At 46.8% G+C, this 13572-nt stretch carries 12 protein-coding genes; 9 read left to right on the top strand and 3 right to left on the bottom strand.

The genetic code is table 11. The annotated features are described in order from the left end of the window. Positions 1 to 370 precede the first annotated feature (370 nt). The 5 genes from OXH00_01370 to OXH00_01350 all read left to right on the top strand — a co-directional run bounded on the left by OXH00_01370 (position 371) and on the right by OXH00_01350 (position 4442). Positions 371 to 1669: an anaerobic sulfatase maturase gene (locus OXH00_01370; protein ID MCY3739648.1), complete on the top strand. Its 1299-nt coding sequence runs from the start codon at positions 371 to 373 to the stop codon at positions 1667 to 1669. A 78-nt stretch (positions 1670 to 1747) separates the two neighbouring features. Beyond that, positions 1748 to 2314: a zeta toxin family protein gene (locus OXH00_01365; GenBank protein ID MCY3739647.1), complete on the top strand. Its 567-nt coding sequence runs from the start codon at positions 1748 to 1750 to the stop codon at positions 2312 to 2314. Further along, positions 2314 to 2541 (top strand): hypothetical protein, encoded by a 228-nt coding sequence (locus OXH00_01360; protein MCY3739646.1) that lies wholly within the window; start codon positions 2314 to 2316, stop codon positions 2539 to 2541. The genes OXH00_01365 and OXH00_01360 overlap by 1 nt, the downstream gene beginning before the upstream one ends. Beyond that, positions 2535 to 3308 (top strand): sugar phosphate isomerase/epimerase, encoded by a 774-nt coding sequence (locus OXH00_01355; GenBank protein MCY3739645.1) that lies wholly within the window; start codon positions 2535 to 2537, stop codon positions 3306 to 3308. Before OXH00_01360 ends, OXH00_01355 begins: the two co-directional genes overlap by 7 nt. A 15-nt stretch (positions 3309 to 3323) precedes the next feature. Further along, positions 3324 to 4442, top strand: coding sequence for a hypothetical protein (locus tag OXH00_01350; protein MCY3739644.1), 1119 nt, complete (start codon positions 3324 to 3326; stop codon positions 4440 to 4442). 244 nt (positions 4443 to 4686) lie between these two features. Here the strand turns inward: OXH00_01350 and OXH00_01345 are convergent, their stop codons facing one another. Both OXH00_01345 and OXH00_01340 read right to left on the bottom strand, forming a co-directional pair. Then, positions 4687 to 5919, bottom strand: coding sequence for a cohesin domain-containing protein (locus tag OXH00_01345; protein ID MCY3739643.1), 1233 nt, complete (start codon positions 5917 to 5919; stop codon positions 4687 to 4689). A 3-nt stretch (positions 5920 to 5922) separates the two neighbouring features. Next, positions 5923 to 7554: a hypothetical protein gene (locus OXH00_01340; GenBank protein MCY3739642.1), complete on the bottom strand. Its 1632-nt coding sequence runs from the start codon at positions 7552 to 7554 to the stop codon at positions 5923 to 5925. 710 nt (positions 7555 to 8264) lie between these two features. On the opposite strand from OXH00_01340, the gene OXH00_01335 reads away from it, so the two are divergent. The 4 genes from OXH00_01335 (at position 8265) to OXH00_01320 (ending at position 13245) form a co-directional block, all read left to right on the top strand. Further along, positions 8265 to 9701 carry an ATP phosphoribosyltransferase regulatory subunit gene (locus OXH00_01335; protein ID MCY3739641.1) on the top strand — a complete coding sequence of 479 codons (1437 nt, stop codon included), beginning with the start codon at positions 8265 to 8267 and terminating at the stop codon, positions 9699 to 9701. A 69-nt stretch (positions 9702 to 9770) separates the two neighbouring features. After that, a complete protein-coding gene (gene hisG, locus OXH00_01330) occupies positions 9771 to 10550 on the top strand; it encodes an ATP phosphoribosyltransferase (GenBank protein ID MCY3739640.1) in 780 nt (259 codons plus the stop codon). A 128-nt stretch (positions 10551 to 10678) separates the two neighbouring features. Continuing rightward, the gene (gene hisS / locus OXH00_01325) at positions 10679 to 12010 is read left to right on the top strand and encodes a histidine--tRNA ligase (GenBank protein ID MCY3739639.1); all 1332 of its coding nucleotides are present in this window, start codon (positions 10679 to 10681) and stop codon (positions 12008 to 12010) included. A 47-nt stretch (positions 12011 to 12057) separates the two neighbouring features. Further along, complete coding sequence (locus OXH00_01320; GenBank protein MCY3739638.1) at positions 12058 to 13245, top strand: metallophosphoesterase; 1188 nt, start codon at positions 12058 to 12060, stop codon at positions 13243 to 13245. Positions 13246 to 13261: 16 nt separating this feature from the next. On the opposite strand, the gene OXH00_01315 is transcribed toward OXH00_01320, so the two are convergent. Continuing rightward, positions 13262 to 13572 (bottom strand): hypothetical protein (locus OXH00_01315; protein ID MCY3739637.1); only part of this gene is annotated, 311 nt, incomplete at its 5' end.

Genomic DNA, 13572 nt, shown 5'->3' with positions numbered 1-13572 from the left:
AAATAATAACAATATAACAGGTTTCCCTATACTCCGTTCATGCGATATATTATACCACATCTCTTTTTTTCCAAAAAGGATTTCCTATGTAATGGACAGGGTCATTCAATTGTAGGTTTTTTGGCCAGGTGTTAATACTTTACATATGTTATGTTTTTTTAAAAACCGCAGAAATTTTCGCTGGATTTCGCTAGATTTCGCACCGGATCCTGCAAAAAAAGACATCCAATCCAATAATTTCTTAAAATTGAATGGTCCTGATGTAATGGATTGGTAATCAAATTTTTCTTGTAGATTCGCGTGAGATATGCTAAACTTTAAGACATCTTTGGAGTCTACGCTATGAGGTCAGGTAAAAGAGGACAATCAAATGGTTCAACACAGCACACCGCGCGCATTTCATGTGATGACAAAGCCCATCGGGCCGATATGCAATCTGGATTGCGAATACTGCTTCTATCTTGATAAAGAAAAACTCTACCCAGAAACGCGATCCTTTCGGATGGATGATGAGGTCTTGGAGAATTACGTTAAACAGTACATTGAAGCACAAGAAGTCAATGAGGTTACATTCGCATGGCAAGGCGGTGAACCCACACTCATGGGTGTAGACTTCTTCCGACAAGCGATCCGATACCAGCAGAAATACCGCCGTCCCGGTATGCAGATCCAGAATTCCTTTCAGACAAACGCCACACTCCTTGACGATGAATGGGGAGAATTTTTCAAACGTAACAAATTCTTGATCGGCGTGAGCATCGATGGACCGCCAGAGACTCATGATAAATATCGCTACGACAAACGCGGTCGTCCGTCGTCCGAGCAGGTCATCCGAGGCCTACGCATCTTACAGAAACACCAAGTTGACTATAATATACTGTGTGTTGTCAATAAACACAACGCTGAGTATCCGAAGGAAGTCTATAGTTACTTCAAAGAGCTTGGTGCGGAGTTTATGCAGTTTATCCCCGCAGTTGAGAATTTCGGCGGAAAGAACGTGTCCCCACGTTCTGTCACAGCACGACAGTACGGTAAATTCCTCTGCGCGATTTTCGATGAGTGGGTGGTAAACGACATCGGCAGAATTTTTGTGCAGATTTTCGATGTCGCGCTTGAGGCATGGTTGGGCTATAACCCAAGCCTCTGTGTCTTCAATGAAACCTGCGGCGACGCACTCGCAATCGAACATAACGGTGACCTCTACTCCTGTGACCATTTCGTTACGCCTGACTACCACGTCGGAAACATTGAAGAGAACACTATCGCGGAGATGGTAGATTCAACGTTCCAACGCAAATTCGGCACGGATAAGCGGGACACGCTCCCTGAATACTGCCGCAGCTGCGAAGTGAAGTTTGTCTGTAATGGCGGCTGTCCGAAAAACCGTTTTATCAAAACGCCTACGGGTGAAGATGGTTTGAACTATCTCTGCGCTGGCTATAAACAGTTTTTCAATCATATTGATGAACCGATGAAGATGATGGCTTCTGCACTACAAGCGGGACGACCGGCGAACAGCATCATGCCTATCCTACGGCAGCGTCGGGAAGAAAAAGCACAAGTTAATACGCCGATAACCGCACAAGCCTCACAGAAAATCGGACGGAACTCACCGTGTCCATGTGGTAGTGGTCGGAAATATAAGCAGTGTTGTCTGAACAAGAAGTAATCCAAGCAACTCGGTAGGTGCAGTTTCTAACCGCACCGAGGTTAAAAGGCATCCCATTGTCAAAAAATGTGATGGTTATTGCCGGTCCAAACGGGTCCGGCAAAACGACTTTTGCAGCTGAATATCTCCGCAATTCAGAGGTCACTGTATATATCGGTGCCGATGCAATCGCCGAAAGATTGGTATCCCGTACGGAGGAGATGGACAGCGTCAAAATTCAAGCCTGGACGACTCTTCATAAGAGAGATCCACGCGCTGATTGAAGCGGGGACAGATTTTATTGTAGAGGTGACGCTTGCAGGAAAAGGATTTGTAAGAACTATTTCTGAATTAAAACGTGCTGGCTATACGATCACCATCGTCTTTATTTTTCTTAAATCCCCTGAAACAAGCGTTGCTCGTGTGCGGAATCGTGTGCAGGCAGGTGGACACCATGTACCAACGGAAGATGTCGTGCGTCGGTTTTATCGGAGCAAGCACAACTTTTGGTATACCTATAGACATCTCGTAGATGAGTGGCATCTATTCTACAATTCTGCTGAACATCCCCAGGAAGTCGCTTCTGGTGAAGGAGACAAAGTTACGGTAATAAACAATGACTTCTTTGAACTGTTTATGCAAGACATTCCCAATGGAGGGACATAATGTATCAAGATGAATTGAGTCCTGAAACCCATAAACAAGCACGTAAGTTGCTGCAGATTGCCAATCGTGCCGCGAAAAGAGCACAAGAAGAAAACCGCAAAAAAGGGATTCCGAATGTCTATGATTTTAACGGACATCTCTACTATGAACTCCCTAATGGTGAACTAACGAAAGAAGATCCATATCCACTATCAAAAGAAACAGATTCAAGCGAGGAAAAATGTTAACTGTCTGTTACGATCCTTACGCTGGTACATTAGGCAGGTTTACGCGTGCCGAGATTTTTGATCTCGTCGCCGAAGCAGGCTATGAAGGTATCAATATTCCTGTACATTCCGGTTTTCTGGGTGAACTTTCCACGGCGGAAATAGACGATGCGGTGAACCTTGCCGAAAAACATGGGCTTGTCGCGCCGACAATTGGCTTCGGCAATCATATTTTGACAACACCCGCCCGAAAAGCCGAGGCGTTGCAACATTTTGAGATAGTGCTTGGTGTCGCCCGTCGATTCAACGCCGATGTCATCGGTGTGTGGGTGAACCCATCAGAAGGTGTGTCCCGAGAAGCGTCTCTGGACGCACTTGCCGATAACCTCTCACAGATGGTAGACCCCTGCCGTGAAAACGGAATGAAGATCGCGCTTGAGTTTGAGAAGGGATGCCCGCTTGATAACTATCGCGAAGGTATTCAATTCATTGAGGACACAGGATTACCGGTCTATTTGACGTGCGATACGTATCACCTTTTCAACGATGGTGCGGAACCACACGCAGCGGCACACGCGATGCAGGCATGCCTCGGTGATGTACATGTATCCGGAAGCAACCGTGGTGAACCCGGTGGCGGTGTTTTTGATTTTGAGACGTTCGCAGGGGGCTTGAAAGAAATTGGTTTTTCCGGTCCGCTGGTCGTCCAATATAAGATGGAAGATATAGCGAGCATCGCGCGCAGTTGCGAATTTACCCAAAGATTTCGAGCGATGATACAAGCATAGAGAGGAAATTTAAGAATGAGACAGGTTTTCTATTTAATTCTCGCTGTTACCTTTATAATCGGGCAGGCTTCTGCACACATGACAGAACATCCACCGGCGGAGCAGGATGGGTTTCAGTTCGTCGCGCATCACGAGGCAGCTGAATCGGGGTTACAAACCCCTCCTACCAGTGGACAGGGCGTGCTTAAGTTCAAAGTGCTCTATACGCGCAACCATTTTCCAGCGGAAGTCGTCGCTGCAATTGATAACGCACACGGTGGGTTTGACGTGGATCGACGGGAAGGGAAAGGCGAAACCTACTTCGCACTACCGGGAGTCGGTATCATCCAAATCAGTGCCGACCTGAAAACGACACGGCTGATTGAGACCCCAGCTGCATTGAAAAAAGCCAACGCCCACTATGTAACCGCCTGGACAACATCCGGTGGTACCCCTTACCTCTCTTTCCCCGCAAACGATGTCGGCAAAATCTTCACGACGACGATGGATGGGAAACTCGTGCATACATTGGAAGCTCCAGACGCGATGACGGATTTCAAGCATCAGGCGGTCAACACCTATTTCAGTGAAGGTGGAAAGTTTGTCCCGACGGGGGTAACACACGTCGATGGCATGCTCTATGTTACGACCGGTTACTCTGATTTAGATTACATCTTGGGTGCGAAGCTCACGAGTCTTGAACCGCTTAAGGCGAGTTGGTATCCGCTGGCGTTCGGTGGCAAAGGCGATGAACCCGGACAATTCGGCACGGGACATCACATCACAGTGCCTTATGGTACAAACCGATTGGATGCTTCCGATCGGGCAAATGCGGAAATCGAACGCTATTCACCAGACGGTACCTATTTGGAGACGCTGCCGTTGATCAGAGGTTCGTTCCCGTGTAGCATTGATTACGAGGCAGGATATGCTGTCGTTGCATGCCTCTTCGGACCGAATAAAGAGAAAGGCGCGCCGCTCTATATACTGGAAGGAAACAACCTCGTCTCAACCGTTATGCTAAAAGAGGAATTAGGTGTAGAGACCTTCCAGCATCTGCACGGCGCAGTGATTCGTAAGATTGACGGCAAACTCTACATCATCGCACAGTCATGGAATCCTGGAGACATCGTTATTTTAGAGCAGGTAATGTAGAATATATGAATAGAATGCTACACAAAAACGGGCAGTTTTCAGCAACTATTAGTCTTTCAACTTTGAATGTGACGGTAGGTTCGTAGTAGTGCGATTTATCGCACTGCTTCGCAGTGAGAAAAGGCAAGCAACGGGCAATAATGCACGTCGCATTTGGGTGAGTACACCGCAGAATTGCCCTACTACAAACAGGATTACCTATAAACTCAACATTAAACGACTACTATGTGCGCTGAAAGTGAACTTATGGGGCTTTGTCCTTTTCTGTCGTAAAGAAATTACCTTTATCCTTAAGCCGCGGGTTGCCTTTGTGAAAACCGAATATGCCAAGATTGTTTTCGGTGACGCTATCTAACTCATGAATTTTCCACCCATCTTCGGGATCTTTCAGCAAATAGAGGTGTGTTTCCCCTGGGAATGAGCCTTTGTAACAGTTGTAGCCTATCGCACTGGCTTCTAACTTGCTCCCCTTATAGCGAATCCAAAAATCTGACAGCCTATCATTCTGTCCCCATTTGACACCTTTTGTGCCGATGCCCACCCATAAACCTAAGATATTGGTTTTGACATCGTTCCAGCCTACGGCTAAAGGCACGGGTTCATTTCCGGCAAAGATGATTCCGAAGACAATGTTCGCGCTATCAAAGGTCTCTTGAACGGCTTTGATATCAAAGTCGTTAAAGGCGTTATAGAATTCAGTGTAGATTTCTTGAATCGCCTGTTTTTCGGCATAAAAGTTGATAGTTCCCGGAAAATCAATAGGAATCTCTTCAGGACTAACAGGAATAACTCTGACATCAGACACGCTACTACTTCTAATAGCATCAAGATGTTGTGCCACCAACACTAAGTCTAAGATATTAACAATTCCATCTTCATTGACATCCACGCGCGGATTCGTTGGTGCCTCTGCCGCGAGGTTACTTGCGACCAACGTTAAATCCAGAATGTTCACTCTTCCATCTTCATTGACATCTCCGATTGGAGGTAACTCAATTGTCGTAATGCGTCCATTCTTAGTTACGATTGCCAATGGCATTCCTGCACTATCGGAGAGTATCACATCCACTAATTTAATAGTAGAATCTTTGACCTCAACCACCTCAAAAGTTAACGTGGCAAGTGTACCTTCGCTTTCGGAAGCAGCACCTGCTTTCGATGTCGCTACGAGATGGACTGCTTCATTAGTAACTATAGGTGGGATAATAAAGACATCCACTGGCAGATAATCCGCATTCATACTTTCAACATAACGGAGCGCGGTTGGATCAAAACCCACGGTCAGTTCGTACCCGGAAACATCTTGAGCGTCCATTATCTGAATATTCACGTTTACCTGCTCACCAACTGCAAGCGGTTCAGTTTGTTCAAATCCTACATACACGAGGGCCTGACCGTAACCCATCTTTGTAAAACTTAGACACGTCCCTAACACAAGGAAGAAAAAAAGTAGATTCCTCCTGAAAAACTGTTTCATAAATTATTTCCCTTCAAAAGATAACTGAGTCAAACTGTTCTCACCCGGTACATACAGATACGCGCTTCTACCTGTGAAGTACTCGGCGTATACATTTTCCCAATCGCTGTTTGTGAGTTTCCAGCGCGGTGCGGGACCGAGTTTAAAATAGACGATGTCCGCTTCTTGGAGACTCTTAAACGGGTAATCGCCAATCGGCGCGCCTCGGTGTCGAGAGACAAAAATAACGGCGTTGTGAATATCCTGTTCTTCCACCATCGGTGGCAGCTTCTGGTAGACATGCCCCCAATTCTGGTATCTTTCGCCGATGCGAACATAACTCCATACCGTGTTAACACTCAAGAATAATAGACACGCTCCTACAGCAAACGCAAGCCCACGCCTCTCACGTAGTTTGAACCGCTCATAACAGATCAACATCCCGCGCGCTACTAACGGAATAAAACCGAGAAATGTCGATTCGGTGTAGTAGCGAGCGTTCACTGGTGTATATCCCCACGTCGAACCTTCAAAATAAAAAAAGGCGTAAAGCAACAGGTTCGCAACAAGCAGGGTCAGACAAAATACATCATATCTGTTACATGAAGGGTGGAAGAAAGGTATAAATAGCAAACACCAAGGCAGAATTAAAGGCACAAAGGCAATAATCCAAGTCAATGAGAATGTAGCATCCCTCAACAAATGGTGGTGATAACTCCCCCAACCGAGCGCGTTGAAACTGATGCACGGGAGGATGTGTCGCCATGTTCTTTCGATTGCCCATGCGGGTGTGAAAATACGTGCCCCCTCAATATCGGGTACGTAGCCTTCCGTCCGAGGACCGAACCCGATTTTATCATAGGGCTGCGCAACCGTGTGCGTGAACATGAACGGGTCTTCTGTGAAATGCGCGTTCCACGCCATACACACGCCGAGCATCACAACAAACGGAATAAAGAAAAATCCGAAGCGTTTCAGTGTGGCGAATAACACTTGTCGGTGTTGCCATTGTGTGAGCAGATGATAGACAGTTAAACCTCCCCCAACAACGCCAAAGACCACAGCGGAGAGTGGGCGCGTATTGAACGCATATCCCAAGGCAAACCCTGAGAGCAGCGGGTAGCCAATCCGCGCGAGGCGGGGTGCATCGCTCTTGCAATTCAATGTCCTAAGCAGCGTAAACAGGAAGAGTGCAAGGTAAAAACGACTGACCGGTTCACTGAACCACGTTGACCCCATACCGAGTGTTGCAGGCGAAATGAGCCCAAGTACCGCGGCGATGAGTGCGATGCCGTTATGAATGTCCCCATATATCTCTTTGACAAAAAGGTAGAGGAACAACAATGCCCCACCTGTTGCGAGCGCAGGAATCAGCCACGGTGCGTTAATAAATACACCGAACATCAGCATCAAGGCGTTTCCAAACGGGTATTTTGAATACCATTTACCGTTGAGAACATTGATATGTGGTGAAGAAGAGAACCCGTGTTCCGGGGGCGCGGGCACCGAGAGTTTACCCTCAGCGAACAACTTCGCTTGGAATAGATACGAGACAGTGTCTGGTTCAAAGTAGGAGAACTGGAAATAGATGCCGCATAGGAGTACCGATAGCAGTACACCGAGTATTGCGATGATGAAAATAGGTTTAATTTTCATAGTGTTATCTGGTAGCCTCTAAAAAAATTTGACATTCGCCTCTCAACGGGGTATAATATCATTAAACTTAATTAAAATCACTGACTTTCTTGATAGCAAGTTTCAACTTGCGAATAACATTGAAAAATGCTTAACACCACTATATTCAACATCCATCACCATCATTCGGTCCACTTTTGAGTAGAGCGGATGAGGGAATGTGAATAAATATCTTTGACACGAAGCAAGTTTAACTTGTTTGGACCCTGGTAAACGAGCCGCTCTCCTCCGTGCCGCGTTAGTGGTACGCGCGAGAAAAAGAGCCGACTGTTTACTGGGTTTTTTATTTTTTAACTACTAAGTTTTCGCTCCGTTTTTCCCGTTTTGACCAACAACTCGTGCCTTTCTATATTATATTTCGAGTCGAGTTGTTGGTCAAAAAAACGGGTTTCTGCCTAGTAGTATGTCTACCTTTGAATTGTGGGTGGACTCGTTCGTAGTAGTGCGATTTATCGCACGTCTCCGCTCAGAAACGGGCAATAATGCACTTCGCATTTGGGCGAGTACGCCGCAGAATTGCCCTACTACGAACGGGGCTACTCCCAATTTTAGACTGGACAGACTACTATACCATGGCAGGATTGAGAATTTTTAAGTCTTTTACCCTAAACTGAAACTGGAGTTTTTCATAAACAATAGATGGAGGATGTACCCTTGGGGTACAGAAAAAAATGGAGAAATTTGATAAACCTGCCGGGACGAATGACTTTCTACCCGAGCAGATGGCTCAGCGAAATTTCGTTGAAAATATCGTTCGCGAAACCTTTGAAACCTACGGATACGCCCAGGTTCAGACTCCACTGTTTGAATCCTTCGCACTTCTGTCAGCACAAGTTGGCGAAGAGATCCGTCACAAAATGTTTACGTTCGTCGGTTCGGATCGGGTAGATTATGCCTTAAGACCTGAGTTGACGGCACCTGTCTGCCGACTCATTGCCAATGGGGACCTAAAAGACCTTCCTTATCCGTATAAACTCTACTACATCGGGCAGTGTGTCCGACAGGAACCGATCACTGATGGCATCAAAGTCAAGCGGGAATTCCGACAGGCAGGGGTTGAACTCGTTGGGCCGGCTTCCGCCCATGCAGACGCTGAAATCATTGCGATTCCGATCCGAATCCTTGAGAAGCTCAACATTTCACAGAGAAAATTAAGAATCGGCAATACAAGGGTTTTCCGCGAGATTTTCAAACAGGTCGCGCTGGATACTAAGGATCACGGTGAAATTATATGGGACATTGACCACCTCGTTCGTCTCCGTAACGAGAGCTATCTATGGGACCTGGAAACGCTTCAAGACGCGCTGAATATGCTGCGTCGGTCGCAAGGATCTGACTACCAAGGTGCTTATAAAATAGAGGTTTCCGAAGTTCAAGAACTGACCGAAAATACTGCGCCGACTTATGCAGAAAAACTACCAGCAATTGCCGAGGAAACCTATAAAGCACGGTGGCTCCGCTATTTCAATGTTTCTGAAGAGACTGCCCAGCGTTGTATAGATGTTTCAAAGATTTGTGGTGATAAGAAAACTGTCATGGCAGCGTGGGAGACGCTTCTCGGCGACACTGCCAAAACAGCACGTCAAGAACTCATAGCACTTTGCGACTGTTTAGAAAACTACGATATTACAGACTTTGAAATCAATTTGGGTATCACGCGCGGGTTTGATTTCTATACCGGCACAGTTTTCCAGATTGAATTGTCTGAAAAAGGTTTATCACTCTGTGGTGGCGGGAGATACGATGGTCTCATCGCGTCTTTTGGCGGTCCACCGACACCGGGTGCTGGGTTTGCGTTCCAATTTGACGCGCTTGTAGAGGCGTTTGCCGACACAGGAAAGGCAACAGGTAACGGAAGAAGAGACTATTTTATTGCAACGGAAACTTTGGAACAGACTTCGGAAGCGCAACGCCTCGCTGAAACCCTGCGAAGAGAAGGTAAGAACGTGGAAGTGGATTTAATGGAACGTGATTTCCAAGCCCAGCGGGATTACGCCAACCGATTGAATTACGATTATCTGCTCCGCTTCACTGCAGATGATTCAATGTACTTGATTCACCTCAGAACTGGCGACACAGAAAAAACTACTGTTACCGATCTCCTTTAGGTGTTGTTGCCCGTCAAAAACTGGAAAAGAATGCAATTACCTTTGAGAAAAAGGAGCACAAATAAAAAAATGCAAACGGAATCACAACGGACGCTGAATCTACTTTTACCGAAAGGGAGCCTACAATCAGAGACCCTTGAACTGTTTCAGCGTGCCGGTTACGAACTCAACGGTTACACCGAAACTGACAGATCTTATCGCGCGACCTTCCGCGATGATAACGAATTTCAGATCAAGATTTCGCGTCCACAAGAGATCCCGGTCTATGTCGGCATGGATGACTTCTATGATTTAGGGATTACGGGTCAAGATTGGGTTGAAGAGACGGATTCAGACGTTGAAGAGATTTTGCCTCTGGCATATGGACACATCGATATTATTCTGGCTGTTCGTGAAGAACGAGAAGATATCAACACATTTGAGGATTTGATAAACCTCGCGGTTGGAGACATCCTCATTTCTACGGAATATTTGAATATCGCCGAGAAATATATCCTTGAAAAGACAGAAAATAAGGTTGCGCCGACGATTTTAACACCGTGGAAGCGGCTTAATACGCCTGGCTCTTACCAGTCTCCCATCACGCTCATGCTGTCTTTTGGGGCAACTGAGGGAAAACCGCCTGAAGAAGCCGATGCTATCATCGACAATTCGACAGCATCACGGCGTACAATCAAAGCGAATGCACTCAAAGAGATTGAACGCTTACGCGAATCCGAATCTACCCTTATTGCCAATCCGAAGGCACTCAGGGACGCATGGAAGCGGGAAAAGATTGAAGCATTCAAGCAGGCACTCCAGAAAGGTTTGCGGAGACGACGGAGCCAAGCACTTCCCGGACACATTTAACACACTTATAGTGGATCCCAGAATTAATGGGACACTTTGCACCGGCACGGTTAGGAAACCGTGCCTACCGGGGAACTGCAGAAGTGTCTATTTATTTTTAAGTTTTACTATAATTAAGGAGTAAATTTATGGCAACCCCATTCATTAAACCGCGCGTCCCGCGCGGGATGCGAGACATCTTACCTGAACAGATGATCCGTAGGCAGTACGTTATAGGTGTCATTCGTGACGTGTTTGAGGAATTTGGTTTTGAACCTTTGCAGACCCCTGCCCTCGAATTATCGGAAGTACTCACAGGCAAATACGGACCGGATGCGGAGAAGCTTATCTATCAGGCAGGACACGTCGGTGGCAAGGAGGACATTTCCCTCCGCTATGATCTTTCGGTGCCGCTTTGCCGACTTATCGCTATGTATCCACAACTCCCGAAACCGTTTAAGCGATACCAGATTGATCCGGTCTGGCGCGCCGAGCGTCCACAAAAGGGACGTTACCGCCAATTCTTCCAGTGTGATGCAGATACGGTCGGCAGCGAGAGTATGCTCGCTGATGCCGAAAACGTCACGCTCGTCTATCGGGTGCTAACACGTCTCGGTTTTAAGCAATTTGAGATTAATATCAATGACCGGAAACTCATCACTGGCATCGGACAATTCGCTGGCGTGCCAACTGAACAACTTGGGGGTCTCTATCGCTCTATTGATAAACTGGATAAGATTGGGTTAGCCGGGGTTAGCACCGAATTAGCGGAAAACCAGATACCGGAGCCTGTTATTGAGAAACTCCTTGCCTTGCTTGAGGTTGAAGGCGATACAGCGACAGTACTGAATGCGCTCAATGCGCAACTCGGTGATTCTGAAGCCGCGCGAGAGGGCATCTCGGAATTGGAGGAACTGATCGGTTATCTCACAACGCTCGGTGTTCCCGAAGAATTTTATAAAGTGAACGTTGCGATGGTGCGCGGCTTGGAATACTATACCGGTCCGATCTATGAGACCGTCGTCGAAGAACCGAAAATCGGGAGTATCACCGGTGGCGGTCGATACGATGAACTCATCGGCAGTTTCAGCAAACAGGGTTACCCCGCGACCGGTACCAGTTTCGGGATTGAGCGGATCATTGACGTGATGGAAGAATTTGATATGTTCCCATCCGCAGTCGGAAAAACGGTAACGCAGGTGTTAGTGACTGTTTTCGATGCCGATCTGGCGCAGGAATCCTTGAAAGTCGCGACGCTTCTGCGTCAAAATGGTATTCGTGCAGAGGTTTACTCCCGCCCGGCGCGCATGAGCGCACAGATAAAATATGCGGATACCAAAGGCATTCCGTATGCTGTTATCCTCGGTTCGGATGAAGTAGAGGCAGGCACAGTCGCAATCCGAGATCTCTCGAATAGAACGCAGCACATCGTCCCACGCGGTGAAGTTGCTGAACACATCCAAGAATGGACAAGTCTGTAAAGATTGCCTGTTGAATATTGCCAATAACAATAGGAGTTCTGTAGAAAATGAAACGATTTTATCAACGCCCTAATTTCACCCGTTATATTATTCTGCTCTGTTGCGTTATTCAGGCGATACAGTTAACAAGTGCGGGGTGCAGTCATACCAAGCCGTATTACCATCCAGAGATACCTGATATCGAAAGACGTGAAAGTGAAACAGAAGGCGTACTGCGTTATCGTCTTTTGTTACTCGGCGATGGTGGCGCACCGAGACCGGATGAACCGGTCTTGAAAACCCTCGGTGAATGGGCACAAAAGGACGCTGCGAAAACGAGTATCGTCTTTTTAGGGGACAATATGTACCCAGAGGGGATGACAGCCCGGAAAAAACATGAAGCAGCAACGCGTCTAACACCCCAACTAACAGTTGTTAAAGATGCGGGTGCCCACGGACTCTTTATCCCCGGAAACCACGATTGGGCAAGTGGAAGATCGGAAGGGTATAGTGCGCTTCTGGCACAAGAGAAGTTTATCAATGATGCACTTGGTGGTGAACAGAATTTCCTGCCATCTGGCGGTTCACCCGGTCCAGTTGTTCTTGAGCTGCCGAAAGTTAACCCCGTCGTCCGGCTTATTGTACTGGATACACAATGGTGGCTCCATGAACATGAAAAACCAGAAAAATCACCTGAAACGGTTATAGAAGAACTTATAGCACTGTTAGATACAGAATTGCCGGTTATCGTTCTGGGGCACCACCCGTTGCAAAGTTACGGTCCACACGGCGGCTATTTTGACTGGAAGGCACATCTTTTTCCTACCAGAGCTTTAGGAGAATGGCTCTGGATTCCAATACCGATAATTGGCTCAGTGCATCCGTATGCAAGGAAATACTTTTACAAATTTGATCAAGATATAGGCAGTGCCCCATACAACAATTTGATAGCACAACTCAACCGAGTATTTTCCACGCGCAAACCGCCGCCTGAAGGCACAGCCCTTTTAATTTATGCCGCCGGACATGAACATTCTTTACAGGTCTTAAAAGGTGATACTGTCGATTATCTCCTCGTCAGCGGGGCCGCCGCGAGTCGAAAGGTAACAGCAGTGTTGTCTGGGGAAAATACCTTGTTCGCGCATCAGCATACAGGTTTCATGGCGGTGGATTTTTTCACCGATGGGAAGATCTTGTTGCGCGTGGTTGAACCTGAAGGAAGGGGTGTTCTCCTTCACCGATGGTTGACTTTTTAACGCTTAATATTCTCCATTACACCTCAATGCGTACAAATACAAGATATGCCACAGACGAAAGAACAACGAAAAACAGAACTGACAAAAGCAAATCTATCGCCGCAGCGTTGAAATCGCGACCGAGGTTGAGCGTATCTTCAAAGGTCGGAATTGATTCTGGGCTGATAGGCTTCTTCGACATCCCCTCACGAACTCCAATAATATGGAGACTATCAGGATCTGCTCTATCCATATCCGCGACGAATTCCCGATATTCACGAGCGTAACGCTGTACATTCTCTAAAAATTGTTGATGCCGTTCAAATCCTGTTCCGGCAAAAACCTCAA

This window comes from Candidatus Poribacteria bacterium, assembly GCA_026706025.1.
Taxonomy (GTDB): domain Bacteria; phylum Poribacteria; class WGA-4E; order WGA-4E; family WGA-3G; genus WGA-3G.
Note: the sequence above shows the minus strand (reverse complement) of the source record. Positions and strands in the feature narration are given on the sequence as shown.